Origin of the sequence: Haliea sp. (assembly GCF_040221975.1) — a bacterium.
GTDB lineage: Bacteria > Pseudomonadota > Gammaproteobacteria > Pseudomonadales > Halieaceae > Haliea.
Genome location: NZ_JAVJWR010000033.1, coordinates 454,162 through 478,653 on the forward strand (window position 1 = coordinate 454,162; position 24,492 = coordinate 478,653).

The following is a 24,492-nucleotide window of genomic DNA, read 5'->3' on the forward strand; positions in this document are numbered from 1 at the left end:
CTCAGTGTTCGTCGGCGGGCTGGTTGATTTCGATCAGGACGCCGTCACAGCTTTTCGGATGAATGAAGATCACCCGGGAGTTGTGGGCGCCGGGGGTCGGTGCGTCCGAGAGGAACTGGTAACCCCTGGCCTTGAGCCGCTCTACGTCCTCCTCGATATTATCCGAGCGGAAGCACAAGTGGTGCAGGCCGCCGCCGCGCTTTTCCAGGTAGGTGGCGATGGGGCCCTCGCCGTTCAGCGGGTGCACCAGTTCAATGTTGGTGGGCGGCAGCGGGAAAAAGGCCGTTGAGGTCTTGGCCGGCGCCACATCCTCGGTGCCCTCGAAGGGCAGGCCGAAGTCCTCCATGAAGCGCTTGATGGCCTTGTCGAAATCCGGCACTGCAATGGCGATATGGTCCAGGGCTGTAATCATGGTCTGCCTCTCAAAGTACTTGCTGCAGGAAGCCGGCGGTGAGTTTGCGCTTGCGGGCTGCAATCTCCTCCGGGGCCACGACTTCGATTTTTTCGTCGGGGGTAATCTTGAACAGGGGCTGGCCCTTGTGAATGATGACCCCGTCGGTCTCCACCAGCACCTTGTCGATGGTGCCGGCAAAAGGTGCATAGACCTTGTTGAACATCTTCATGACTTCAACGATGTACAGCGGGTCACCGGCCTCGAAGTGATCGCCCTCGCAGACGAAAAGTTCGTGTTGCGGCGATTCGCGACCATAGAACATGCCTCCGCTCTCAGCCAGGATCTCGTCGCCACGGGCGGCCACGGGCGGCACCAGCACCTTGGCCATACGGGCCTGGTGTTCCGGGTCCAGCAGGCCTTCCGGAATGTGAATGCTGAGGTCATCGTTCACGGTCAGGCTGTAGTAGCCGGTGGCTTCAGCAATGCTGGGCAGGACGGCCATGATATCGACACCGGCCTGAAAACCCAGGTGTGCGGAGCGAACCTCGTTCCAGCTGGCCCCGGTAAAGCCTGTCGGCGCTGCGTCCTCTGCCAGCAGGGATTGCAGGGCGATCCAGTCCGGCGCGTCGAGGCGGTTGTTGAGTTCAGCGTAGAAATCCAGCGCCTGCTGCAGGATATCGTGGTCATGGCCCCAGATCATGCGGGCAGCGGGCGCACCCGGCGTAAAGTCCATGTTGAGAAAGTGGTAGGTATCCGCAAGCAACTCCACCGGATTCTCGTTCCAGCTCAGTTTGCCTTCGATCACGGTGTAGCAGTCGCGGTTGATGCTGAGCCAGCCACTGAGCACATGGGGCTCTTCCAGCAGACGCTGCAGGGGGCGCAGCAACAGGGTCTGTTTCAGCTCCATCGCGCTGTGCAGGGCCTTGGCGGCAGCCTCCTCCAGCCCTTTGACTCGCGCACGGCAGATTTCCCGCCAGGCGAAGTCCAGATCGATGTTGTTGGCCTGGTCCTTGAGCTCACCCACCGCTGTCAGGTAGGGCACGATGAAGCGCGTGGTCGGCCGGGCGTTGATGTTCTGGCCAATAAACCAGTTCACCAGACCGTAGTGAAACTCCAGGTTGGTGGCGAGATCCTTGCCGCGCATGCGGGTGCGGCGGATGGTTTCCGCCATCTTCTCATAGGTCTCAAGCCGGCTTTCGCCCACTGTCAGCAACAGCGCGATATTGGAATCGTAGGCGCCGGCCAGGGTGTACTTCATGAACACGTCGGAGTCGGGATTGTGCAGGCTGATACCCTGGTCGTCGCGGATCTCTCCTTCGAGGGCGTCGCTCCAGTACTCGATCACACCGCCAGCGGAGGGCTGCAGCGCCTGGTTGGTCGCATTCAGGCGGGCCTCCACACTGTCGTTGTGGCGCAGGATCCGACTGGGCTTCGGCAGGCGCGGGCCATGGGCCGCCAGCAGCACCATCGCCTCCACCAGGGATTCCACCACAAAGCTGTCGTTGGGGTCATCGGGATTGCAGAAGCGCAGCGCGTAGCAGAGCTCGGTCACCCGGTGCTCCACCTGGATACGGGTATTCATCTCCATGAAGAAGTGCTTGTCGCCGTCGACGATGCACTCGAAGGTCGACACTGAATCCAGGCCCACCGCAGCACCGAAGCGGGCAGCCTCGTCTTCCATTTCCTCCAGGGTCACCAGGTCCTGGCGCAGCACCTGGGCCTCAATCTCCTGGCCCGCCGCCTCCGCCTGCTCTACGGCCCGGCGCAGGGACTCCACGGTGACCGAAACTTCCAGCAATTTCTGCTCGTGCATCTGCAGCGAGCAATCGCGGCCGCCCATGGTGATGCACCAGTCGCCGTTGCCTAGCACCTGGATTTCCTGGTGGCGAGTGGTCTCAATATTCAGTTCGACCAGTACGTTCTTGTTGTCGCCAACGCCGGTGGTCTTCACCTCGTTGAGGATTTCCCGAACCAGTTCCGCGGTACGCTCGGCCTGGCCGACGCCAAGGATGCGCTGGCCCTTGCCGCCGCCGCCACTGATCGCCTTCAGCCGCACGCGGTTGCGCGGATAATCCGCCTGCATGCGACCCACGGCTTCAGTGAGGGTTTCGCAGAGTTCATCCACCGTGTAGAGATCGATACCCTTGTTGTAGGACGCAGCCAATACCTTGTCGGCCTTGTCTTCGATGCTCAGGGAGTCATCGTCGAGGACCTCGGGGTCTACCGCCAGGCCTTCGGCCTGACACAGTGCGGTCAGTGCGGCGACATCGGGGTATTTCTTCAACAGGGTCAGGGCGGTGCCATTGTCGATACCGGGCGTCACCGAGACACCGGACTTGAGTGCGGTGCGCTTGGCTTCATCCTTGAGTCCGGCATCGTGCACGGTGCGTGAACAGGGGCCGATAAATTTGAGGCCGGCGCGCTCCATGGCGGCCACCATGGTTTCGTCCTCGGCCATGAAGCCATAGCCGGCGAATATGGCATTGTAATTGTTGTCGCGGGCAATGCTGATGATCTGGGCGATGCGCTGGTCGCGTTCTTCCTTGTTGGCGCCGGTGTAGTCCGGCACCCGGTGAACCCGGTCTGGATCCGTCAGGGAGCGAAGCTCAGGCGCCAGCGCATTCTGGTACACAATCGAGTCTTTCTCGGAGAGCAGGATGCCAAAATGTTCAATCCCCATTTCACCGAAGACGTCCATCGCCTCCTTGCGGATGGGGCCGCGGCAGATAATCAGCGGCCGCAGGTCGCTGCAGTCAAACTGCGCCACCCAGGGCGATACTTGCCGCGCGAGACGCCGGTCGCGGTGGATCAGGGGGTTGCGCAGATAGTATTCGTTGGACACGCGATCTTTCCTCAGTCTGTCTGTCTTTCTGTCGGGAGTCGGAGCGGGCTTAGTGGAACTCACGTTGCACGGATGTGAGCGGCTCCGCGGTGTAGTGGCGCAGGCAGAAGTCCATGTGCTCGGCGAGCACCTGGCGTAGATCCGAGGGCATCACGATCTGGGAAATGGAGCCAAGACTGAGCGCCTCGTTCGGGTTCATCAGTTCCTGTTCGTAGCGCTGGGCCAGCAGCTGTTCCTCGGCTCGAACCCAGGCATTGACCAGCTGGGTAGCGGCAGTTTTCGCCTCGTCAGCGGAGAGGCCCGCCGTCATCTGCGCCCTGGTCTCGGCGGCAATCTTGTCGGCTACGCCGGCGCGAATGTGGCGCAGTTCATCCTTGTACACGTACTCCACTCCCGCCGGCCCCATCACCGCTACCCGGGTGGTCGGCAGGGCAACAACGAAGTCGGCCCCGGTGGGATAGTTGTTGTAGGACGCGTAGGCACCGCCAAAAGCGTTGCGCACCAGCACCAGGAAACGCGGTGTGCGCAGATCGACAATCGCGTCGAGCATGGCGCGGCCGGCCTGCACGATACCGCGTGCTTCCTGCTCCTTGCCGGGCAGGAAGCCAGTAGTATCCTCGAGGAAGATAACGGGAATGTTGTACAGATTGCAGAAGCGGATGAAACGCGCGTTCTTGTAAGCCGCATCGATATCAATCTGGCCCGAGGCCACCGCCGAGTTGTTGGCCACGAAACCCACCACGTTGCCGCCAAGGCGCCCGAGAGCGGTGATGGTGTTGCGGGCGCGCTCGGCCTGGATTTCGATGAAATCGCCGTGGTCGCAGAGTTGCTGGATGAGAATGCTGATATCGATGGGGGTATTGTAGCCCGTTGGGGAATTGAAGGCCTTTTTCAGCAGGATATCGATATCCCAGGTCTTGCGACTGACAGGGTCCGAGGATGCCAGGTAGGGTGCAAGGCTGCTGTTGTTGTCCGGCAGGTAGTTCAGCAGTGCCCGCACCTTGCGCAATGCCGCCACTTCGTCCGGCACCACGAAATCGGTAACGCCGCTCTGGCTGTGGACCCCCGGGCCACCGAGTTCGTCGGGAGTCACATCTTCACCAAGGACCGATTTCACCACGCCGGGGCCGGTAAGACCAAAGAAAGTGTCGTTGGGCTGGATCAGGAAGCTGCCCTGGCGCGGCAGGTAGGAACCACCACCGGCGTTGAACCCGAACATGCACATGATGCTCGGTACCACGCCGCTGATCTTGCGCAGCGCAGTAAAGGCATCGGCATAGCCGTCCAGGCCGCCGACACCAGCCGGGATATAGGCGCCTGCGGAATCATTGAGACCGACCACGGGAATCTTGCGCTTGGCCGCCAACTCGAACAGCCGCGCCAGCTTCTTGCCATTGGTGGCATCCATGGAGCCGGCCCGAACCGTAAAATCGTGGCCGTAGATGGCGACGTCGCGACCGTTGACTTTGATCAGGGCCGTGACCAGTGAGGCGCCGTCGAGATTTGGCCCCCAGTTCTGGTACAGGATCGTGGGCGCAGCATCGGCGAGGTAGTCGATGCGCTCCCAGATCGTCATCCGGTTCTTCTGGTGTTGACGCTGGGTATTGCGCACACCCGCTGCTCTCAGCGGGCGCTGCTGCAGTTCCCAGCCCGCCTTCAGGGATTTTTCGTACAAACCGGGTGCCGACGCCAGCTGGCCGGGTACCTTGAATTCCTGTTCATCCACGGTGGCAAACGGGTTGTTGAGAGAGGCAATCAGGTCGATCTCGGTACTTTTCTTCATTCTGTTTTCCATGCTGGTTCAACGCCGCTTCCTGAAAAGCCGGCCACTGCCTCTACCTTCTGTCGAGGTTCCCGGGTTTACTTGTGACGGTGGCCGGGCTTACGATGTCGCCCCGGCTCAAATTCGGCGCACCACATTAATTCCAAGGCGTGGGAATGTCAATTTAACGGCCCGCTAACGCGACTGCAAAAGATACCGCATATGCCCTGCCCCGCCCCCCATTTGACCTCGTATTGCGTAGTTTTCGACCTCTTACTTTACGCAAATACTCAGCGTCAACATGGCTTCACTGTAGCGCAGCCCATCGGTACCCGGACATGAGCCTGCATTTTGACGAACTGGACTGGCAGCCCGACAGCGCGCGTCTGTTCACAACCCTGCGCGACCTCCCTTTCCCCGCCTGGCTGGACAGCGCCCAGCCCTGGGCCGGCAATGGCCGTTATGACATCCTGGCCGCAGCACCCAATACAGACACGCCACCAGTGCCGGGTGTGGAGGCGCCGGCTGCCACCTGGCGCAGTTACTTCGACAGTCTGGCGCAATACCATCGGGAACACTATGTCGGCATCGCTCCCGCGGTACAGCGCCTGCCGTTCTGCGGCGGCCTGCTGGGCTACCTGGGCTACGAGCCCGGCAACGCCCTGCACGCCGTCGCGCACTCGCAAGCCAGTGCGGTTACAACCCCGGCAGCCCAGATCGGAGCCTACGACTGGTGCCTGATACAGGACCATCTGCTGCGGCGGTCCGTGCTGGTGTCCCTGCCCTGGGTCAGCCCGGCTACCCGCCGGGCTTTGCGGCTGCGTCTCCAATCCGCGCAGGAACCTGTGCCCGGCAACAACTTCAAGCTGCTCGGCAGCTTCACGCCGAGCATCAACCGGGATCACTACCGGGCAGCCTTTGCCCGCATTCAGGACTACATCCAGGCCGGAGACTGCTACCAGGTCAACCTGGCGCAGCGCTTCGAGGCTCCGTACAGCGGCGATCCCTTCACCGCCTACCAGATCCTGCGCGAGGTCGCCGCCGCGCCATTTTCCGGTTACCTGCAGCTGGCCGACCAGCAGGCACTGCTGTGCCTGTCCCCGGAACGATTCCTGTCCCTGCAGGGACAGCAGGTGGAAACCCGTCCCATCAAGGGCACCCGCCCCCGCTTCGCGGACCCCGCTCGCGACCTGCGCAGCGCCCGCGAGCTGCGCAACAGCCCCAAGGATCGCGCCGAGAACCTGATGATCGTCGACCTCCTGCGCAACGACCTGGGCCACAGTTGCGTGCCCGGCAGCATTCACGTCGACCAGCTGTTCTCCCTGGAAACCTATCCGACGGTGCACCACCTGGTCAGTACAATCCGCGGCGAACTGGCACCCGACCGCGGCCCCCTGGACCTGCTGCGCGACAGCTTCCCCGGCGGCTCCATCACCGGCGCCCCCAAGCGCCGCGCCATGCAGATCATCTCCGAACTCGAACCCCACGGCCGCGAGGCCTACTGCGGCTCCCTGCTGTACATCAGTGCCGACGGCCACATGGACAGCAACATCGCCATCCGCAGCCTGGTGGCCGACAACGGCAGCCTGCGCTGCTGGGGCGGTGGCGGGATTGTGGCGGATTCGGAGGCGGACCAGGAGTACCAGGAGACCTACGACAAGGTGGGCCGATTCCTCAGCACTCTGGAGCAGCGGTTCAGGTAGTTGCGATTTGGGCGTTGGTGTAGGGCGGCGTGTCCCGGGAGGCCGCAGCATGGGCAGCGCGTGTTCGGAGCGCCAGAATCTACGCGCCGGCAAGTCGGCAAGTCAGGTCAGACTGTGAGCGGCCTGTTGCTGACATCCACGAACGCCTGTTTCAGCGCCGGGAAGTCATGCACCGCCTGGAACTGCGGAAACTCGTCGATGACGTTCTGCGGCGCGTGGAACAGGATGCCGACCTCGGCCTCGCCCAGCATCGTGGTGTCGTTGTAGGAATCGCCGGCGGCAATGATGCGGTAGTGGAGACTGTGCAGGGCCTGTACGGAGGCGCGCTTGGGATCTTTCTGGCGCAGTTTGTAGTCGACCACGCGGCCGCTGTCGTCCACCTCCAGCCGGTGGCAGAACAGGGTCGGCCAGCCGAGCTGGCGCATCAGCGGTGCGGAAAATTCGTAGAAGGTGTCGGAGAGGATGATGACCTGGAAGCGTTCCCGCAGCCAGTCGAGAAAATCGGCGGCGCCGGGCAGGGGTTCGAGGGTGGCGATCACTTCCTGGATGTCGTCGATCCTGAGTCCGTGCTGGTCGAGGATACGCAGACGCTGTTTCATCAACACGTCGTAATCGGGAATGTCCCGGGTGGTCGCGCGCAATTCGGGGATTCCGGTGCGCTCGGCAAAGGCAATCCAGATTTCCGGTATCAATACCCCTTCAAGGTCCAGGCAAGCCAGTTCCACGTGTCGTTCTCCCTGCTCGAATCAGAAAGCGGCACAATCTACCCAAGGGCGACAGCCGCCACAAGCGCTGTGCGGCAAAAAATTCAGTAGACAGGGAGTTCGATGTGAGAAAAGAGCTCATCGAGTTCGGTCTTGCTGGGGTGGGAGAAGGCCTCCTGCACTACCTCCCGGGTCAGGTGCGGGGCAAAATCCTCAATAAAGTCATACATGTAACCGCGAAGAAAAGTGCCGCGACGGCAGCCGATCTTGGTCACGCTGCTGGCAAACAGTTTGGTCGCATCCAGCGCGACCAGGTCGGCATCGGCACGCTCATCGTAGGCCATGGCGGCGACAATACCGATGCCCAGGCCGAGGCGGACATAGGTCTTGATGACATCCGCATCGGCCGCGGTGAACACCACCCGGGGCACCAGACCGCGGGCGACGAAGGCCTCGTCCAGTCTGGAGCGACCGGTAAAACCAAACACATAGGTTACGATCGGGTGCTCGGCCACATCCTCCAGGGTCAGCTCGGACAGCTGGGTCAGAGGGTGGTCACGGGGCACCAGCACGCAGCGGTTCCAGCGGTAACAGGGCATCATGATCAGGTCGCTGAACAGCTCCAGCGCCTCGGTGGCGATGGCGAAATCAACGGTGCCGTCGGCGGCCAGCTCGGAGATCTGCATCGGCGTGCCCTGGTGCATGTGCAGGGACACATCGGGGTAGCGCTCGATAAAGGAGCGAATGGTCGCGGGCAGGGCGTACCGGGCCTGGGTGTGAGTGGTAGCAATCGAGAGACTGCCCTTCTTTTCGTTGGAATATTCCTGGGCGACCTGCTTGATGCTCTCGACCTTGCGCAGCACCTCCCCCGCTGTCTTGAGAATGGCTTCCCCGGCAGGTGTAACGTGGGTCAGGTGCTTGCCGCTGCGGGCAAAGATTTCAACTCCCAGTTCATCTTCCAGCAAGCGAATCTGCTTGCTGATGCCAGGTTGTGAGGTAAAGAGGCTCTGGGCAGTCGCCGACACGTTGAGTTCGTGGTGAGCCACTTCCCAGATATAGCGTAATTGCTGCAGTTTCATCGCCTGGCATACTCCCCTGAGCGCGGCCCGCTCTCATGATGGGCACACATCGCTTATGAAGAATAGTAGTTAAAGGTGCCATTTGCCAACAGCAATGGAATAACGAACCGACAAACGGCTCAATTATTGGCCACTCCGTGAGGCACATGCCCGGTGGCGATATGGGGGCTGGCCAATTGGCAGTGAGTCTCCTGGTCATCGAAGAAAACATCTGCCTGGTAGGCGCGCAAAAACTCGGTCTTGTTGAGTCCGCCCAGGAAAATCGATTCGTCAATCCGAATGTTCCAGGCACGCAGCGTGCGGATGACCCGTTCGTGGGCCGGCGCCGAGCGGGCGGTAACCAGCGCCGTACGGATCGGTGCCTCAGTGGCAGGAAAAGCCTGCTGCAGCCGGTGCAGGGCAGCCAGGAAAGGCTTGAAGGGGCCACCACTCAAGGGAGTCCGTGCCGCTGCCTGCTCGCTGGCGGCGAACGCCTCCAGGCCTTCGCTCTTGTACACCCGCTCGGCCTCATCGGAGAACACTACCGCGTCGCCATCAAAGGCAAAACGGAGCTGGTCCGAGCCGCTGTTGCCACCCTTGTTGGAGACCAGGGTCGCCGCGGCGACGCCGCAGTTGAGGGCGTAGCGAACATCCTCTGCTTCATTGGACAGGAACAGCTGACAGCCGAAAGCGTTGATGTAGCGCCAGGGACTCTCCCCGCCACAGAAGGCGGCCCGGGTGATCGGCAGCTCAAAATGCTGGATCGAGTTGAATACCCGCAGGCCTGTGTCGGCACTGTTGCGGGACAGCAACACCACCTCCACCTGCGCGCTGTCACCAAGCAGGGTGTTCAGGCGCAGCAGTTTTTGTACCACCGGGAACGCCTCCCCCGGCTGCAGCGGCTCCTCTTCATGGGCGATCTGGTATTCGGAGTAGGCCTGCAGGCCATCCTGCTGAAACACGCGATGGCTCTCGTCCAGGTCAAACAATGCCCGGGAGGAAATCGCGATTACCAGCTTGTTGGAAATGTCTTCAGCCATGGGCCGAGTTTACCTTGTCCGCAATGGCCCGCATAGCTGCAACAGCTGCCCCAGAACGGGCCCGCATTATTCCCGCAGCGGTGATTTCATGTCACTGTCCGGAGGCAACTGCTCCAGAGGGTCCGCTGCGGTCAATTCGGCTTCATGTTGTTCCAGCAGGCGCTGGATACGTCCTCGCAACAATGCCTCGTGCAACTCTGCCTGCCGGCGTTCGTTGCGCAGTGACTTGAGCAGGGACACGGCCATGAAGATCATCAGTACCATGAACGGAAAAGCCGCCACAATGGACATGGTTTGCAGGGCTCCGAGGCCGCCACTCAACAGCAGCACACCCGCCAACAGCCCTTGCACAACTCCCCATGTGACACGCAGCCAGCGCGCCGGGGTCAGGACACCCTTGCCGGTAAACATGCCGAGAACGAAGGTGGCGGAGTTCGCCGAAGTGATGACGAAGAGTACGGTCAGCACCAGCAACAGCACCGCCAGCACGTCCGCCCCGGGCAGTCTCTGCAGCATCAGAAACAGGCCGGAGCTGATCTCCTCGTTGACCGCTGCGGCAATGCCGGGCTCCCCGAACAGTTCCTGGAACAGCGCTGTGCCACCAAAGGTGGCAAACCAGACTGCGCTCAAGAGTACCGGCATGCCGATCACACCGAGAACGAACTCCCGGATCGTGCGCCCACGCGAGATACGGGCGATAAAACTGCCCACGAACGGCGCCCAGGACAGGCCCCAGGCCCAGTAGAAGATCGTCCAGCGCTCGACCCAGTCTTCCCCGGTGTAGGGCGTCATCAGAAGGCTCATGCCGATAACGTTGCCGAAGTAATCGCCGATCGCGTTGGTGAGGGCGGCCGTGATGAAATCCGTGGGGCCGGCAAAAAACACGAACAGCAACAAACCCGCTGCCAACAGCATGTTGGCATCGCTGATGTAGCGCACCCCACTCTCCAGCGGAGTGAGAGCGCAGAGCAGGAATATCACTGCGACCCCGCCCAGAATCGCGAGCTGGGAGCTGGTGGTGAAGGCGACACCCGCCACGGATACCAGGCCACTGTTGATTTGAATCACCCCCAACCCCAACGTGGTCGCCACCCCGAAAACCGTCGACACCACCGCCAGGATGTTGATGGCATGCCCCACGCCTCCATCCACCCGATCGCCGAGGCTGGCCCTGAATGCCTCGCTGATCAGGCCCGGGCGCTGCTGGCGGAATCGTACGTAGGCAATCGCCAGACCTACTACCGCAAAGTTGGCCCACTGGTGGAAACCCCAGTGGAACAGGGAATAACGCATGCCGAGACTGGCGGCCTCGGGAGTGCCGGCCGGGACCTGCCCCAGGGGTGGAGCATTGTAATGGGTCATCGGCTCGGCCACGCCCCAGAACACCAGGCCAACGCCCATGCCGGCGGAGAAAATCATGCCCAACCAGGCCGGATAGGGAAACTCCGGCACCTCCCCGTCTGCACCGAGGCGGATGTGACCATAGTCGGACAGTGCGACGGACAGGCAGAACACCAGGAACCCGGTAGTTGCGAACAGGTACAGCCAGCCAAAGTGCTCAGTGGTGAAGTGCAGGGCCAGTTCCGCGCGATTGGCCAGCAACTCGGGCGCGGCCACACCCAGGGCGACAAAGGCCAGCAACAGCAGCAGCGACAGGTAGAAAACCCAGCCCGGACGATGAGTCATCACGACTCCGCTTTGAAATAGTCCCTGCTGATACGGAACACCAGCGGCCCGAGCAGCAGTAGCGCGATCAGGTTCGGAATGGCCATGAACGCGTTTAGCGTATCGGCAATCAGCCACACCAGTTCCAGTTCGATCATGGTGCCGACCGGGATCGCGGCCACCCACAGCAGGCGGAACGGCAGGCTGGCCCGAACCCCAAACAGGAATACCGCGCAACGTTCGCCATAAAAAGACCAGCCAATCATGGTGGTAAAAGCGAACAGGCACAGGCCCAGGCTGACCACGTACTGCCCGCCGGGCATGCCGCCGGCAAAGGCCATGGAGGTCAAGCTGGCGCCGCTGACGCCAGAGGGCAAGACATCCATGATCACGATCACCAGCCCCGTCATGGTACACACCACCAGAGTGTCGATAAACGTGCCGAGCATAGCAATCATCCCCTGCTGCACCGGCTGGTTGGTGCGCGCCGCCGCATGGGCAATGGGAGCGCTGCCGAGGCCCGCCTCGTTGGAGAACACCCCTCGGGCAACGCCAAAGCGAATCGCCGCCCAGACGGTGGCGCCGGCAAAACCACCGGTGGCAGCGGAACCGCTAAAGGCCGACTCAACAATGACAGCAACAGCGGCCGGCACGGCACTGATGTGGATGATGAGGACAGTCAGTCCCATGAGCATATAGCTCAGGGCCATGAAGGGGACCAGCCAGCTGGCGACCCGGGCGATGCGCCGCACCCCCCCCAGGATCACCGCGGCCACCAGGACCATCAGCACCAGACCGGTAGCCAGTGGCGGCACGGCAAAGGAGTCCTGCAGCACCTGGGATACGGAATTGGACTGCACGGTATTGGCGATGCCAAACCCGGCGAGGGTACCGAATATCGCGAAGGCCCAGGCCAGCCAGTGCCAGCGCTTGTGCAGGCCGTTGCGGATGTAGTACATGGGGCCGCCGCTGTAATTGCCCTCTGCATCCTGTTCCCGGAAACGCACCGCACAGACAGCTTCGGCGTACTTGGTCGCCATGCCCACCAGGGCCGTGATCCACATCCAGAACAGGGCACCGGGCCCGCCCAGCACCAGGGCGGTCGCCACTCCGGCAATATTGCCCGTACCGATGGTTGCCGACAGGGAGGTCATCAGGGCGCTGAACGGCGAAATATCGCCCTTGCCGTGCCCTTTCCTGCCCCCGATGAGAAGCCCAAACGCCCGCGGGATGTTGCGCAAGGTCAGGAACCGCAGCCCGATACTCAGATACAGGCCCGTCCCCAGCAACAGCACCAGCATCACCGGCCCCCAGGCCCAGCTGTTGATGGTCGTGATCACGTCGGTCATTACGCCCGCCCCTGGATTCAGCCGCGCCCCCCGGCGCCGGCGAACTCAAACTGTTGTGCCTGCGGGAAGACCCCGAAGACACCCCCTGTGTGCAGAAACACAATATCGCGGCAGTCGCGGAAACGCCCCGCCTCAAGCTCCGCGAGCATGCCCTGAAATGCCTTGCCGGTATAGACCGGGTCCAGCAAAAGACCCTCTAGCGCTGCCAGTTCCGCGATCAGCGCGAACACCTCGGAATCGGCCACGCCATAACCGGCGCCGACGTAACCATCCAGCACTCGGGTTTCCGTGGTAACGGTGGGCGCTGCGGGGAAGCGGGCCTGCCAGTCCGCGGTGTCGGCGGCCACCTTGTCCAGGAAGTACTGCTCGTCATCACAGACATTCACCCCCCATACGGTGAGCGACAAATCGTACAGACTGACGCCGAGAGCCAGCCCTGCCTGGGTGCCACCGGAGCCCGTCGCGGTCACCAGATGGGCACGGTCAATGCCCGCGGTGGCCAGGTCTGCGGCCAGCTCTTCACAGGCGGCGATATAGCCCCAGACGCCGAGTCCATCGCTGCCCCCGGTGGGAATCGCCAGTGCCTTGCGACCGAGGCCGGCATAGTGCGTCTGCCAAGCAGCGAACAGGTCCGGCAACTCGCTGACATATTGGCGTTTGGGGTAGCAGTTGATGGTTGCACCCGCCAGCTGGTCCAGCAGGAAGTTGCCCTCACTTACGGCGGGTTCGTCCCCGCGCAGCAGCAGGTGTACCGAGAGTCCCAGCTGGGCACCGGCGAACGCGGTGGCGCGGCAGTGATTGCTCTGCACGCCTCCGCAGGTAATGAGTGTGTCGTACCCTTCCGCCAGGGCATGGGCGACGATGAACTCGAGCTTGCGGACCTTGTTGCCACTGAGCAGGCAACCGCTGAGGTCGTCGCGCTTGACCCAGAGCCGGTGGCCCTGCCCCCAGCGCTCGCTGGCGCGGGCCAGGTATTGCAGCGGAGTGGGCCTGCGGGCCAGTTCTACCCGCGGCGGGAACTCAGGCGCTGGCATCAGCCAATGGACTTGAGGGTTCCCTTCGGCAATACGGCATGGACATGAATGCGCTGGAACTTCATGTCCACATTGTTGGCGACGTTCAGCACCATGTAGTTGTCATCCAGGCTGGTGATGCGACCGAGGATGCCGGAACTGGTCACCACTTCGTCGCCCTTGCTCAGCGCCGAGACCATTTGCGCGTGTTCTTTCTGGCGCTTGCGCTGAGGGCGGATCGCGATGAAGTAGAACAGTGCGAAAAGGCCGACCAGGAAGACAATCTGAAATATTTCACCGCCACCGGAGGCGGCGCCTCCAGCTTGGGCGTGTGCGCTGGCAATGAACAAACTCATGGAAACTCCTTGTTGACGCATCAGAGGGAAAGGCAGTTGTGGAAGGTCGAGAGCAGGCGCAAATGTACAGCGAATCCACTGCCCCTGCAATGTGAATGAGGACGCCGCAGGCTCAGGCGCGCAGTTCGAAATCGTACTCCATGATCTGCGGCGCGTGGTCGGAAAAGCGCTGGGCCTTGTAGATATCCGCTCTCTTTACAGAGAACGCGAGCCCCGGCGTGATCAGCTGGTAGTCCAGGCGCCAGCCCACGTTCTTGTCCCAGGACTGGCCACGATTGGACCACCAGGTGTACTGGTCCGGTTCCTGATTGACCAGACGAAAGGAGTCGATGTAGCCCAGCTCGTCGTAGACCTGGTCCAGCCAGGCCCGCTCCTCCGGCAGGAAACCGGAATTCTTCTGGTTGGCCCTCCAGTTCTTCAGGTCGATGGGCTTGTGGCAGATGTTCCAGTCGGCGCAGATGATGAACTCGCGGCGCTTGCGGCGCAGGGCGCGCAGGTGCTGGTAGAACTGCTCCATGAAGTCGAACTTCTTTGCCAGCGCCGCCTCGCTGCTGGTACCGGAGGGCAGGTACAGGGAGATGACGCTGATACCATCGTAGTCCGCCTGCAAATACCGGCCCTCGGTATCTGCCGACTCCCAGCCCAGGCTGGTCACGACCATCCGTGGCTTGACCCGGGAATACAGCGCGGTGCCGCTATAGCCCTTTTTGCGCGCATCGTTGTAGTAACAGTAATAGCCTTCCGGGTTGAAGACCGGGTCCGCTAGCTGCTCTTCCTGGGCCTTGGTCTCCTGGATACAGACCACATCCGCCTCCTGCCGCGCCAGCCAGTCGAAGAAACCCTTGCGGGCAGCGGCGCGAATGCCGTTGGTATTGCAGGTAATGATGGTCGCCACGACTTGCCCCGGTCAGCAGGAAACGCGGCAGTGTAACGGAATGGACCAGCCCGCTTCAATTCGCCCGCTCGAGAACGCTGCCGCTGCCCCCCAAGGCCGGGCTTGTGTATCATTCGGGACCAACAGATTCCAAGCTCTGCACTCATCTTCGACACCGACGACAACCGGGAGACCCCAGATCGCCATGAATGATGTCGCCGCAATCAGCACCCGCCTGCAAACCGCCTGTGAGCAACTGACCGCTCCCGGTGCGCCTTTCGAGCTGGAGACCCGGGTCGTCAACGGGGTCGAAATGCGCTGCTACCGCAACGCGCCGGCCGACCTGGCCACTGCACTGGCGGCCGGCCGCACGCACGCCGACAGAACCGCCGTCACCTACGAGGATGAACGCTACAGTTTCGACGAATTTTTTGCCGCGGCCGACCGCTTCGCCCACTACCTTGTCCACGAGGCTGGCATCCAGCCGGGTGACCGCATCGCCATCGCCATGCGCAACTACCCGGAATGGATGTTTGCCTTTGTCGGTGCCGTCTCGGTGGGTGCGGTGGTGGTCCCCCTGAACAGCTGGGGTCGGGGGGAAGAGCTGAGCTATGCCCTGGGCGACGCCAGCGCCAAACTCGTGGTCTGCGACCCGGAACGGCTGGCGCTGACAAGGCCCCGGCTGCAGGATCTGGGCTGCAAAGCCATCGTCGCCCGCAGTGCCGGTACCGATACCCGTGGTGCCGACACCTGGGAAGCCACCCAGCGCGGGCCCGCGGAGTGCCCACAGGTGGACATCAGCCCCGATGACCTGGTGATGATCATGTACACCTCGGGCACCACCGGCAAGCCCAAGGGCGCCGCGTCCACCCACTTCGCCATCGCCCAGGCCCTGTACAACTTCGAGCTAATGGCCTACATGTCGGCCATGGCGAACCCGGAGATCGTCGGCAAGATGATGTCCTCGGGTTTCGAGCCTTCGACCCTGCTGTCGGTGCCCCTGTTTCACGTTTCCGGCTGCTATGCCGTGTTTCTGCTCAACCTGCGCGGCGGGCGCAAGACCAGCATCCTGTACAAGTGGGATCCGGTTGACGCCCTCAAGGTCATCGAGCGCGAACACATTACCGTGTTCACCGGCGTGCCGGCCATGACCATCGCCATGCTGGAGTCGCCCGAATTCGAGCGCACCGATACCAGCAGCCTGTATTCACTGGGCGCAGGCGGCACCGCCTGCCCACCACACCTGAAGGACCTGATCTACGACAAGATACCCCACGCCTATCCCGGCACCGGCTATGGCATGACCGAAACCAACGCCACCGGCAGCAGTTGCACCGGCGAGGCCTACCGGGTCTGCCCCACCGCGGCCGGCACCCTGTCGCCCATCGTCGACCTGCGCGCGGTTGATGCCGATGGCAATACCCTGCCGCCCGGCCAGGCCGGCGAATTGATGATACGCAGCCCCACCAATGCCCGGGAATACTGGAACCTGCCCGCGGCCACGGCGGAAACCTTTGTCGACGGCTGGGTGCGCACCGGGGATATCGGCTACGTGGATGAGTATGGCTTCGTCCATGTCGTGGACCGGATCAAGGACATGGTGATCCGCAGCGGGGAAAACATCTACCCGATCGAAGTGGAAGGCGTCCTTACCGCCCATCCGCAGGTGCGCGAGGCCTCTGTCTATGGTTTGCCGCACCCGGAGCTGGGAGAAGAGCTCGCTGCCACCGTGCACGGCGAACCGGGTTTGCGCCCGGAGGATCTGACCGCCTACCTGAAAGAACACCTCGCCGGCTTCAAGGTTCCCACCCAGTGGTTACTGACCGCTGAACCGCTGGCCCGCAATGCCACCGGCAAACTGCTGAAGCAGGAGATCCGCTCGCGACACCTGCAGCAGTGGCCGCACACCTGAGGACGCCGCAACAACCGGCAGACCCCCTTCAGCTGCAGCGGGGTTGGTGCCTGTCAGTCGCCGGAGCCCGCACCGGTAACCATGGAGCGGGCCCGACGTGAAAACGCCTCGGCATCTTCGGTTTTCTTCGCATCCATCAGCTCGGCAATATCCACCGGCACCTTGACGCCGGCGCGGGCCCGGGGCCGGTCGGAAATCGCCCCCATCCAGCGCGACAGATTGTCCAGGCCCTCGATGGGAACGCCCGACCAGCGGTGGGTTCTGACCCAGGCCCAGTTCGCCATATCGGCAATGCTGTAGTCCCCGGCCAGGAACTCGCTCTCCCCGAGACGCTTGTCCAGCACCTCGAACAGGCGCCGGCCCTCGGCCTGGTAACGGTCGATAGCGGGCTGGATCTTCTCCGGGAAATAGCGATAGAACACGTTGGCCTGGCCCATCATCGGGCCGATCCCGCCCATCTGGAACATCAGCCACTGCAGCACCTGCGAGCGTCCGCGGATATCCGTGGGCAGGAACCTGCCGCTCTTCTCCGCCAGGTAGATCATGATCGCCCCGGATTCGAACACCGCAAAGTTGTCCTCATCGCGGTCGGTGATGGCGGGGATGCGACCATTGGGGCAGATCCGCAGGAACTCCGGCTCTTTCTGCTGCCCCGCACCGAGGTCAATGGTATGGACCTCGTAGGGAATCTCCATTTCCTCCAGCGCGATCGAGGCCTTGTAGCCGTTCGGGGTCGGCGCGGTATACAGGTCAATCATGACAGTGCCTTCAAAGATTCATGAAATCCGGGGCGTTGAATACCCAGCTCTTCTCTTCCACACGACGGCTTATGCGCCAGCCTGCGGGGGTCCGGCGATATTCATCGACATACCACAGCCCGATCAGGAATACCTGGAGGCCGCCGTCGGGCAGCTTCATCTCCATCGGATTGAAACACATCACCCGGCCCGTCGCACTGTCGCCGTTCACCGTGAACTGCAGATTGGCGTTCAGGTGCTGGGAATTGGGAAAAATCTCGTCGGCCACCGCCTGTTTCAGGTAGGCAATGGTCTCCTCCAGATTCCCCACCGAGCCGCCGAAGGCGGAGTAGTCGATGTGGGCATCCTCGGTAAATACCTCGCGCAGGGTGTCGAAGGACTTGGTATCGATCAGGTGGGAATAGAAAAACACCAGATCCTGCAGCTCCAGTCGATCGGAAAGTTCCTGTTGTGACAGCATGGCGGTTCCCCTTGTTATGGTTTATCGGGTCTGGCAAGGCACGGACAGCCGGGCGCTCACCCAAAAAGGTCAGAAATCCAGTGGCAGCGTCAGGTACTGCTGGTACATGCGGTCCCGGTGTGACAGCAAGCGCGGGGTCAACCATTGCGCCGTCTCCCCGGCGCCCGATTCATACATGCCGCGCAGGAATTCGGGCATGGGATTGACCTCCGGCGGCAACGGTTTGACCATGCCCGCGAAGTTTGCCCAGTAGAAATCCACGGCGCTGACCTCCTCCCCCACAAACCACTCCCGCCCGGCAGCTTCCTGTGCCGCGAGGCGCTGGTCCAGCAGCCCGGCGATCGCGGCCAGTTTCGCACCCGCCGCCGCTGCGGCGTCGGCGCTCCAGGCGTACTTGGTTGCCATCCTGACAATGCTCGCCGGCGGTTCCGCCAGACTCATGCCCGGGGTAAACAGCTGCAGACGTCGCTGCCAGCCAAAACCGTCCACGCCCGCAATCAGTGCCGACAGGCCCAGCACCTCGGACCGCAGCGCGAGATCCCCGGGCAGCAGGGCCGGCTCGGGAGCCAGCCGCTCCGCCAGGTGCAGCAGGTCCAGCCAGTGACAAACCGGAGGCAGGTTGTCGTACACCGCTACCGGCGCCGAGGTCTGCCCGGTCCAGGCCTGCAGCGCGGCATTTTCACCGCCGCCCTCCTGGCGCACCGCCAGGTACTTGAGCCCCTTGAAATCGAACAGGGACTTGGCGGTCTCGCCCCAGGGCCCGGGCACACCTGCGCTCAATACCAGGCGCAGGCCCGGGGCGTTGACCGCGTCTTCAACCTCGACATAGTCCATCTCGGCAGCTCTCCTCAGGTATCCAGCTTGAACACCCGCAGGGCATTTTCACGCAGGAATTTCGGCCACACCTCATCGCGAAAGGGGACATCCGGCATCTCGCTGAAGATGCGATCCAGAGACAAGCCCATCGGGAAATAGCCCGCATACATGACCTGGTCCGAACCGCGGGTGTTGGCGAAGTGCACAATATCCTTCGGGTAGTGCTTGGGTGCAAAGGCACTGGTCATGTAGTGCAGGTTGGGGTACTTGAGCATCAGTTTCCAGGCGACATCGGTCCAGGGCTCGCAGCCGTGGCGGGTAACGACGTTGAGTTCCGGGAAGAACCACAGTACCTCGTCCAGCAGTTCCACCTTCTGCGGCCCGAACGGCAGGCGCGGACCGGGAATACCCATGCACGGACAGAACGGGATATCCAGCTCTACCAGCTTGGCGTAGATCGGGTACCACTTCTTGTCATTCACCGGCACCGGCGGGCAAATCATCGCCGGGGATGCGGTCACCGCCTTGATATCGAATTCTTCCTTCAGCGCCACAATGGTGCGCACTTCATCCATGCCGTTGTTGGGGTTGGCCTCGTAGCAGGCAAAGAAGCGGTCCGGGAAACGGCGCAGGGCCTCCTTGTGCTGCTCTGCGTAGGGACCAATGCCAATCATCGCCCGCTCGATGTTGTGCTTGTCCATCTGCGCGATGGTGTAGGCGACGTAGTCATCCTGGCCATCGATCCTGGGGATGTCCTTGAACATGTACTGGGCGGGCATCTTGAACATCTCATGGCTCTGCTTGTCCATGAGCATCGGCTTGATCCACTCGTAAAAGTGGCTGTTGTCGTCGCCGGGCACGGCCAGCATCAGGTCGATGACGCCAATATCTTTCGGCATGGGCATTGCGGGACTCTCCTCGCGGTTACAGAGCGCTTATTGTGCTTGCACGGGTGGGCGACACCAAGGCTGCCGGCCGCAGCCGGCCGAGAATTCAGCCCGGGGCACAATAGCATGAACCGGCGCCAATCGCCGCCGGCCGGAGCATCTACACCACGTCGAAGGCGATAGGCATGTGCTTGATGCCGTTGATGAAGTTCGAGCGCAGCCACTGGATGTCGCCATCGAAGCGCGGGTTGCGGATACGGCGCACAATCTCGTCAAAGATCGCCGTCAGTTCCAGCCGCGCCAGGTGCGAGCCGAGGCAAAAATGCTGGCCGACACCGAAGGCACGATGGCCGTTGCGCACATCCTCCCGCTGGTTGCGCAGAATATCGAAGTTGTCGCCGTCCACGAATACCGACTCGTCGGCACTGGCGGCGCCATAGAACAGCTGCACCAGGTCGCCCTTGCGAATCTGTACCCCGTTGAGTTCGGTGTCTTCCATGGCGGTGCGCCGGAAGGCGATGACCGCCGGGTTGAAGCGCAGGAACTCCTCAATCGCGTCGGGTACCAGCGCCGGGTTGTCCACCAGCTTCTGGAACTGCTGCGGATGTTCCAGCAGCATGCGCATGCCCTGGCTGGTCACGGTGCGGGTGGTCTCGTTGCCCGCCACGATCAACATCAGGAAAAAATTGCAGAACTCATCCTCTGTCAGTGGTTCATCTTCGACCGTGCCGTCCAGCAGGGTACCGACGATACCCGACGATGGCTTTTCGCGGTGCTGGGCCGCCAGCTCCAGGCCCAGCATGAACATCTCCATCATCGCGTTCATGCCATCTTCCTGGGAGGTCGTCAGGTCCGGGTCGTCCATTCCCAGCATGATGTTGGTCAGCTCGAACAGGCACTGGCGCCGTTCCAGCGGCACACCCATCAATTCGCAGATGGCGATCAACGGCAACTCTGCCGCGATGTCGGTGACGAAATCGCAGCGTCCGCTCGCCACCGCTCGGTCAAGGATGTCACGGGCAATCTCCCGGAAGCGCGGCTCGTAGCTGTCCACTTTCTTCGGGGTGAAAGCAGTGCGCACCAGGCGGCGGAATTTCAGGTGCCTGGGCGGATCCATGTTGATCATCAGCATCCGCATCATTTCGATTTCTTCTGGGGAGGGGTTCTGCAGCATGCAGGTGCGCTCGGCGGAGGAGAACAGCTGCGGGTTCTTTGACACATAATCCAGCTCCGCCTGCCGTGTCACCGCCCAATAGCCGGGGGTGTTCGCGTCGGCTTCGTGCCAATAAACTGGCTCCTCCCGCCGCAGGTAGCGGAAGGCCTCCCGCGGCAGGCCGCCGTGGAAAGTATCGGGGTTGTTGAGGTCGATATGGGGACAAGTGGCCATGCTGCTCTCCTGAGCCGTCACCGGCTCGTAGCGGGAACTAATGACTGTTAGTTTGAGGGGCCTTGCGGGCGCCGTCAAGTTGCTCTGGCAGACAGGGGGCAGTGCCGGGTCGACCAGAGCGGCATCTGGCCGGCGTTGATCGGGATCATGGTCACCGTGGTCGGTGCCACCACGGTCTTCGCCCAGATGCAGGAGTCACTGAATCAGATCTGGGACGTGGCACCACGACCTTTCAGGAGTGGCATGTGGGTCTTTCTCGAGGCCCGGGTACTGTCGCTGTTCGTGGTCACGCTCCTGTTCGCGGCGATGTCCAAGATCCTGCCCGACGTACTGCTGCCCTGGCGGGACGCCCTGCCCGCTGCGTTTATCACCGCACTGCTGTTCACGGGAGGCCGCTCCCTGATCGCCATGTACCTGGCCAATACCGCAACGCATCGGCCTACGGCGCCGGAATGGAGTTTCAATACGGTCATGCGCTACTACATTGCCCTGGGGGACGCGGGCGAAATCACTCTACAGGCGGATTATTCCTGGCAGGATGACCGCTTCCTGCAGGTAGAAAACGATCCCTGCTCACACCAGGACAGTTACGGTATTGCCAATGCAAAGGTCCGCTGGGCGTCATCGGATGCACGTTTTATCCAGGACGCCTTTGTCAACAATCTCAGCGATGAAGAGTACTTCACCGACCAGAGTACCGTGGGTGATGACTGATGATGAGCGGTGCCCACCATCTCATGTATACTGGGCACTCTGCGCGCCCGTAGCTCAGCTGGATAGAGTAACTGGCTTCGAACCAGTTGGTCGGGAGTTCGAATCTCTCCGGGCGCGCCACCTATCCATCCTCTGAGCCAGGAGCCTGCAGTCACGATAGTTGCAAGGGCAAGCGGCGGTGGCGCACACCGGTGGCGGCAAAGAGGGCATTGGCAAGCGCCGGCGCCGCCGGCGGTGTACCGGGTTCGCCAACGCCTGTGGGCGGTGCCGCGCTGTCGAGCAGCACTACAGTCATTGGCGGCACCTCGTTCTGTCGCAGCACTGGATAATCGTGATAATTGCCCTGCTCGACGGCGCCGTCCCTGATCGTGATCTCGCCATACAGCGCGGCACTGAGGGCGAATACGATACCGCCGATCATCTGGTCGCGGACTATATCGGGGTTGATCACCTGGCCACAATCCACCGCACAGTACACATGCTCCAGCTTTGGCTTGCCGTCCGCGAGCGAGATTTCCACCACTTCCGCAACCACCGAGTTGAAGGAGGCGTGCACTGCAAGCCCCTGGAAACGACCCGGCGCGGCGCGGCCCCAGTTGGACGCCTCCGCCACCGCGTCCAGCACCCTGCGCTCAGGCGCTTCCTGCGCCAGGTAACGGCGTCGGAAGGCCAGCGGACAGAGCCCCGCGGCATGGGCCAGTTCGTCGACGAAACTTTCCACCACAAAGGCCGTGTGACTGTGGCCCACGGAACGCCAGTATCCCAGCGGCACTGATACCGGCAGATTGTGATACTGGACGCTGATGCCGGCAAAAGTGTAGGGCAGCTCCTTCGCGCCTTCAACCGAAGAGAAGTCCTTGCGCGCAACCGCCTTGCCCGCCAACTTGCGCGCCCCGCCGGGCACCCACTGGGGCAGCATGGTACCGGCAAACACCGGGATAACCTGCTGATTGATACTCGGTCCCACGATGCGATGGCGCCAGGCGCTCACCTCGCCGTCCGGGCCCACCCGCGCCTGTATCTGGCCGGCCATCGCCGGGCGATACCAGTCGTGGCGGATGTCGTCCTCCCGGCTCCACACCAGTTTTACCGGACGCTCCAGCTCACGCGCAATCGCCACCACTTCGGCGACATTGTCAGCGGCTGCACGGCGGCCAAAACCACCGCCCAGGAACTGGTTGTGGATGACCACAGCCTCACGCGGTACACCCAGTATCCTGGACGCCGCATCCCGGGCCACATCCGGCGCCTGGGTTCCAACCCAGACCTCGCAGCCGCCCGCGGTCAGCCGACAGGTAGCGTTGAGAGGCTCCATCGGCGCGTGCGCCAGAAAGGGCACCTCATAGCGCGCCTGTACCAGCTCGCCTTCCCCGGAGCCGACACCGGAATCATCGCGCACGCTGGCGAAATCGTCGCCGTCCAGCGCCGCGGCCATGGCACTGGCAATGGCGGCGCTGTCCCGCAAACCTTCCGCGGGCGGCGTGAAGCGAACATCGACTTTGGCGGCAGCCTGCCGCGCCGGCCAGTAGCCCTCGGCCACTACGGCCACCCCGTGCTCGGTGGCGAATACCGCCACCACGCCGGGCATGCCGCGAGCCTCGGCGGCGTCGAAGGATTCCACGGCGCCATCGAACCAGGGGCAACGCAACAATACTGCAGTCAGGCAACCCTCGGGAGCGACATCAATACCAAACTGCGCCGTACCATTGCTTTTGGCTTCGGCATCCACGCGCTGCTCATAATGACCGATGAGGCGAAAATCCGCTGCAGCTTTCAGGGGCACCGCGGTGACCGCGGGCAGTGTCCGTGCCGTCGCCACCAGCTCACCGTAGGACAGGACCACACGGCCGTCAGTACTGCGAACACTGCCATTGTTCACCTGCAGTGCATCCCGTGCCAGCCCGGTCTGGTTCATGGCCGCGGCAACCAGCGTTTCCCGGCCACTGGCACCGACCTGCCGGAGAATGTCGTAGTACACCCGGATGGAGGCGCTGCCGCCGGTGATCTGCAGGCGCATCTCGGGGTCGGCGAAGGCGCTGTGCACCGGCGCCATCTCATAGCGGACCGTGGCTGGATCCACTTCCAGTTCCTCGGCCACCAGGGTCACCATGCCGGTGACGACACCCTGGCCCATTTCCGCTTTGGGGATCTGCAGTGTCACGGCGCCATCAGGATCAATGCGCAGGAAGGCGTTGGGGCGGAAGTCGGCCTCACTGCCAAGCTGTAGCGGTTTGTCCGAGCAGCCCGTGAGCTGGAACCCCAGCGCGAGCCCTCCCCCGGCCAGCGAAACATTGCGAATGAACTGACGCCGGGTCTGCTTCACGAATCGTCCTCCACCACCGGCTCCCAGTGCGCGACTGCCGCAACGCTGAGGATGGCCCGCTGCACCTTGTGGTAGGTGCCGCAACGGCACAGGTTACCCGCCATGGCCTGGCGGATGGCTGCCTCGTCCGGGGCCGGATTGCTGGTCAGCAGTGCCGCCGCCGACATGATCTGCCCACTCTGGCAATAGCCGCACTGGGGGACGTTATGCTCGACCCACGCCCGTTGCAGTGGATGCCTGCCGCCCAGCCCCTCGATGGTTGTTACCGACTTGCCCGCCACCGCTGACAGCGGCAGGGAGCAACTGCGCACCGCCTCCCCGTCCAGGTGTACAGTGCAGGCACCACAGAGGCCCATGCCACAGCCAAACTTGGTGCCGGTGAGGCGCAGATTGTCGCGCAGAGCCCACAGCAATGGCGTCTGCGGATCGGTATCGAGGCTGACATCGCTGCCGTTGAGAATAAATGCAATCATAA

Annotated in this window: 21 protein-coding genes and 1 tRNA gene; 4 read left to right on the forward strand and 18 right to left on the reverse strand. The window is 62.5% G+C overall.

What is annotated here, in order from left to right; all coding sequences use genetic code 11:
- Nucleotide 1 precedes the first annotated feature (1 nt).
- The 3 genes from mce to RLO07_RS17120 are packed head-to-tail and all read right to left on the reverse strand — an operon-like array spanning nucleotide 2 to nucleotide 5,019.
- Nucleotides 2–412, reverse strand: a complete 411-nt coding sequence (gene mce / locus RLO07_RS17110) for a methylmalonyl-CoA epimerase (RefSeq protein WP_462293350.1) — start codon at nucleotides 410–412, stop codon at nucleotides 2–4.
- 10 nt (nucleotides 413–422) lie between these two features.
- On the reverse strand, nucleotides 423–3,236 hold the full coding sequence (locus RLO07_RS17115; RefSeq protein ID WP_462293351.1) for an ATP-binding protein: 2,814 nt from the start codon (nucleotides 3,234–3,236) through the stop codon (nucleotides 423–425).
- A 49-nt stretch (nucleotides 3,237–3,285) separates the two neighbouring features.
- Entirely contained in the window at nucleotides 3,286–5,019 is a 1,734-nt protein-coding gene (locus RLO07_RS17120) for an acyl-CoA carboxylase subunit beta (RefSeq protein ID WP_462293352.1), read from the reverse strand.
- Nucleotides 5,020–5,336: 317 nt separating this feature from the next.
- On the opposite strand from RLO07_RS17120, the gene pabB reads away from it, so the two are divergent.
- Nucleotides 5,337–6,701 carry an aminodeoxychorismate synthase component I gene (pabB, locus tag RLO07_RS17125; protein ID WP_462293353.1) on the forward strand — a complete coding sequence of 455 codons (1,365 nt, stop codon included), beginning with the start codon at nucleotides 5,337–5,339 and terminating at the stop codon, nucleotides 6,699–6,701.
- A gap of 107 nt (nucleotides 6,702–6,808) precedes the next feature.
- Here the strand turns inward: pabB and thrH are convergent, their stop codons facing one another.
- The 8 genes from thrH to RLO07_RS17165 all read right to left on the reverse strand — a co-directional run bounded on the left by thrH (nucleotide 6,809) and on the right by RLO07_RS17165 (nucleotide 14,781).
- The gene (gene thrH, locus RLO07_RS17130) at nucleotides 6,809–7,426 is read right to left on the reverse strand and encodes a bifunctional phosphoserine phosphatase/homoserine phosphotransferase ThrH (RefSeq protein WP_462293354.1); all 618 of its coding nucleotides are present in this window, start codon (nucleotides 7,424–7,426) and stop codon (nucleotides 6,809–6,811) included.
- Between the two features lie 83 nt (nucleotides 7,427–7,509).
- Nucleotides 7,510–8,484, reverse strand: coding sequence for an HTH-type transcriptional regulator CysB (gene cysB, locus RLO07_RS17135; protein ID WP_462293355.1), 975 nt, complete (start codon nucleotides 8,482–8,484; stop codon nucleotides 7,510–7,512).
- A gap of 119 nt (nucleotides 8,485–8,603) precedes the next feature.
- Nucleotides 8,604–9,503, reverse strand: coding sequence for a 5'-nucleotidase (locus tag RLO07_RS17140; protein WP_462293356.1), 900 nt, complete (start codon nucleotides 9,501–9,503; stop codon nucleotides 8,604–8,606).
- Between the two features lie 66 nt (nucleotides 9,504–9,569).
- On the reverse strand, nucleotides 9,570–11,189 hold the full coding sequence (locus RLO07_RS17145; RefSeq protein ID WP_462293357.1) for a BCCT family transporter: 1,620 nt from the start codon (nucleotides 11,187–11,189) through the stop codon (nucleotides 9,570–9,572).
- The gene (locus tag RLO07_RS17150; RefSeq protein ID WP_462293358.1) at nucleotides 11,189–12,517 is read right to left on the reverse strand and encodes an alanine/glycine:cation symporter family protein; all 1,329 of its coding nucleotides are present in this window, start codon (nucleotides 12,515–12,517) and stop codon (nucleotides 11,189–11,191) included. Before RLO07_RS17150 ends, RLO07_RS17145 begins: the two co-directional genes overlap by 1 nt.
- A 17-nt stretch (nucleotides 12,518–12,534) precedes the next feature.
- Entirely contained in the window at nucleotides 12,535–13,551 is a 1,017-nt protein-coding gene (locus tag RLO07_RS17155; protein WP_462293359.1) for a 1-aminocyclopropane-1-carboxylate deaminase/D-cysteine desulfhydrase, read from the reverse strand.
- Nucleotides 13,551–13,886 (reverse strand): preprotein translocase subunit YajC, encoded by a 336-nt coding sequence (gene yajC, locus RLO07_RS17160; RefSeq protein ID WP_462293360.1) that lies wholly within the window; start codon nucleotides 13,884–13,886, stop codon nucleotides 13,551–13,553. The genes RLO07_RS17155 and yajC overlap by 1 nt, the downstream gene beginning before the upstream one ends.
- A 112-nt stretch (nucleotides 13,887–13,998) precedes the next feature.
- A complete protein-coding gene (locus tag RLO07_RS17165; protein WP_462293361.1) occupies nucleotides 13,999–14,781 on the reverse strand; it encodes an exodeoxyribonuclease III in 783 nt (260 codons plus the stop codon).
- Nucleotides 14,782–14,965: 184 nt separating this feature from the next.
- On the opposite strand from RLO07_RS17165, the gene RLO07_RS17170 reads away from it, so the two are divergent.
- Nucleotides 14,966–16,672 (forward strand): class I adenylate-forming enzyme family protein, encoded by a 1,707-nt coding sequence (locus tag RLO07_RS17170; protein WP_462293362.1) that lies wholly within the window; start codon nucleotides 14,966–14,968, stop codon nucleotides 16,670–16,672.
- 53 nt (nucleotides 16,673–16,725) lie between these two features.
- On the opposite strand, the gene RLO07_RS17175 is transcribed toward RLO07_RS17170, so the two are convergent.
- From RLO07_RS17175 to RLO07_RS17195, 5 genes are all read right to left on the reverse strand, one after another.
- Nucleotides 16,726–17,430 (reverse strand): glutathione S-transferase family protein, encoded by a 705-nt coding sequence (locus RLO07_RS17175; protein WP_462293363.1) that lies wholly within the window; start codon nucleotides 17,428–17,430, stop codon nucleotides 16,726–16,728.
- Nucleotides 17,431–17,440: 10 nt separating this feature from the next.
- On the reverse strand, nucleotides 17,441–17,890 hold the full coding sequence (locus RLO07_RS17180) for a nuclear transport factor 2 family protein (protein ID WP_462293364.1): 450 nt from the start codon (nucleotides 17,888–17,890) through the stop codon (nucleotides 17,441–17,443).
- A gap of 69 nt (nucleotides 17,891–17,959) precedes the next feature.
- Nucleotides 17,960–18,724 (reverse strand): glutathione S-transferase family protein, encoded by a 765-nt coding sequence (locus RLO07_RS17185; RefSeq protein WP_462293365.1) that lies wholly within the window; start codon nucleotides 18,722–18,724, stop codon nucleotides 17,960–17,962.
- Between the two features lie 14 nt (nucleotides 18,725–18,738).
- Entirely contained in the window at nucleotides 18,739–19,611 is an 873-nt protein-coding gene (locus RLO07_RS17190; RefSeq protein WP_462293366.1) for an amidohydrolase family protein, read from the reverse strand.
- Between the two features lie 142 nt (nucleotides 19,612–19,753).
- Nucleotides 19,754–20,980 carry a cytochrome P450 gene (locus RLO07_RS17195; protein ID WP_462293367.1) on the reverse strand — a complete coding sequence of 409 codons (1,227 nt, stop codon included), beginning with the start codon at nucleotides 20,978–20,980 and terminating at the stop codon, nucleotides 19,754–19,756.
- A gap of 147 nt (nucleotides 20,981–21,127) precedes the next feature.
- Here RLO07_RS17195 and RLO07_RS17200 point away from each other — a divergent pair, with 147 nt between their 5' ends.
- Both RLO07_RS17200 and RLO07_RS17205 read left to right on the forward strand, forming a co-directional pair.
- Entirely contained in the window at nucleotides 21,128–21,694 is a 567-nt protein-coding gene (locus RLO07_RS17200) for a hypothetical protein (protein ID WP_462293368.1), read from the forward strand.
- Between the two features lie 43 nt (nucleotides 21,695–21,737).
- Nucleotides 21,738–21,814: transfer RNA gene (locus RLO07_RS17205), tRNA-Arg, on the forward strand.
- Nucleotides 21,815–21,845: 31 nt separating this feature from the next.
- On the opposite strand, the gene RLO07_RS17210 is transcribed toward RLO07_RS17205, so the two are convergent.
- The gene (locus RLO07_RS17210) at nucleotides 21,846–24,017 is read right to left on the reverse strand and encodes a xanthine dehydrogenase family protein molybdopterin-binding subunit (protein WP_462293369.1); all 2,172 of its coding nucleotides are present in this window, start codon (nucleotides 24,015–24,017) and stop codon (nucleotides 21,846–21,848) included.
- A complete protein-coding gene (locus tag RLO07_RS17215; protein WP_462293370.1) occupies nucleotides 24,014–24,490 on the reverse strand; it encodes a (2Fe-2S)-binding protein in 477 nt (158 codons plus the stop codon). The genes RLO07_RS17210 and RLO07_RS17215 overlap by 4 nt, the downstream gene beginning before the upstream one ends.
- Nucleotides 24,491–24,492 lie beyond the last annotated feature (2 nt).

Bases quoted from the DNA above. Each gene is read 5' to 3' on its own strand.
- mce (WP_462293350.1), bottom strand. From the start codon at position 412: ATGATTACAGCCCTGGACCATATCGCCATTGCAGTGCCGGATTTCGAC.
- RLO07_RS17120 (WP_462293352.1), bottom strand. From the start codon at position 5,019: ATGAAGAAAAGTACCGAGATCGACCTGATTGCCTCTCTCAACAACCCG.
- pabB (WP_462293353.1), top strand. From the start codon at position 5,337: ATGAGCCTGCATTTTGACGAACTGGACTGGCAGCCCGACAGCGCGCGT.
- cysB (WP_462293355.1), bottom strand. From the start codon at position 8,484: ATGAAACTGCAGCAATTACGCTATATCTGGGAAGTGGCTCACCACGAA.
- RLO07_RS17140 (WP_462293356.1), bottom strand. From the start codon at position 9,503: ATGGCTGAAGACATTTCCAACAAGCTGGTAATCGCGATTTCCTCCCGG.
- RLO07_RS17145 (WP_462293357.1), bottom strand. From the start codon at position 11,189: ATGACTCATCGTCCGGGCTGGGTTTTCTACCTGTCGCTGCTGCTGTTG.
- RLO07_RS17150 (WP_462293358.1), bottom strand. From the start codon at position 12,517: ATGACCGACGTGATCACGACCATCAACAGCTGGGCCTGGGGGCCGGTG.
- RLO07_RS17155 (WP_462293359.1), bottom strand. From the start codon at position 13,551: ATGCCAGCGCCTGAGTTCCCGCCGCGGGTAGAACTGGCCCGCAGGCCC.
- yajC (WP_462293360.1), bottom strand. From the start codon at position 13,886: ATGAGTTTGTTCATTGCCAGCGCACACGCCCAAGCTGGAGGCGCCGCC.
- RLO07_RS17170 (WP_462293362.1), top strand. From the start codon at position 14,966: ATGAATGATGTCGCCGCAATCAGCACCCGCCTGCAAACCGCCTGTGAG.
- RLO07_RS17175 (WP_462293363.1), bottom strand. From the start codon at position 17,430: ATGATTGACCTGTATACCGCGCCGACCCCGAACGGCTACAAGGCCTCG.
- RLO07_RS17180 (WP_462293364.1), bottom strand. From the start codon at position 17,890: ATGCTGTCACAACAGGAACTTTCCGATCGACTGGAGCTGCAGGATCTG.
- RLO07_RS17185 (WP_462293365.1), bottom strand. From the start codon at position 18,724: ATGGACTATGTCGAGGTTGAAGACGCGGTCAACGCCCCGGGCCTGCGC.
- RLO07_RS17190 (WP_462293366.1), bottom strand. From the start codon at position 19,611: ATGCCCATGCCGAAAGATATTGGCGTCATCGACCTGATGCTGGCCGTG.
- RLO07_RS17195 (WP_462293367.1), bottom strand. From the start codon at position 20,980: ATGGCCACTTGTCCCCATATCGACCTCAACAACCCCGATACTTTCCAC.
- RLO07_RS17200 (WP_462293368.1), top strand. From the start codon at position 21,128: ATGGTCACCGTGGTCGGTGCCACCACGGTCTTCGCCCAGATGCAGGAG.
- RLO07_RS17215 (WP_462293370.1), bottom strand. From the start codon at position 24,490: ATGATTGCATTTATTCTCAACGGCAGCGATGTCAGCCTCGATACCGAT.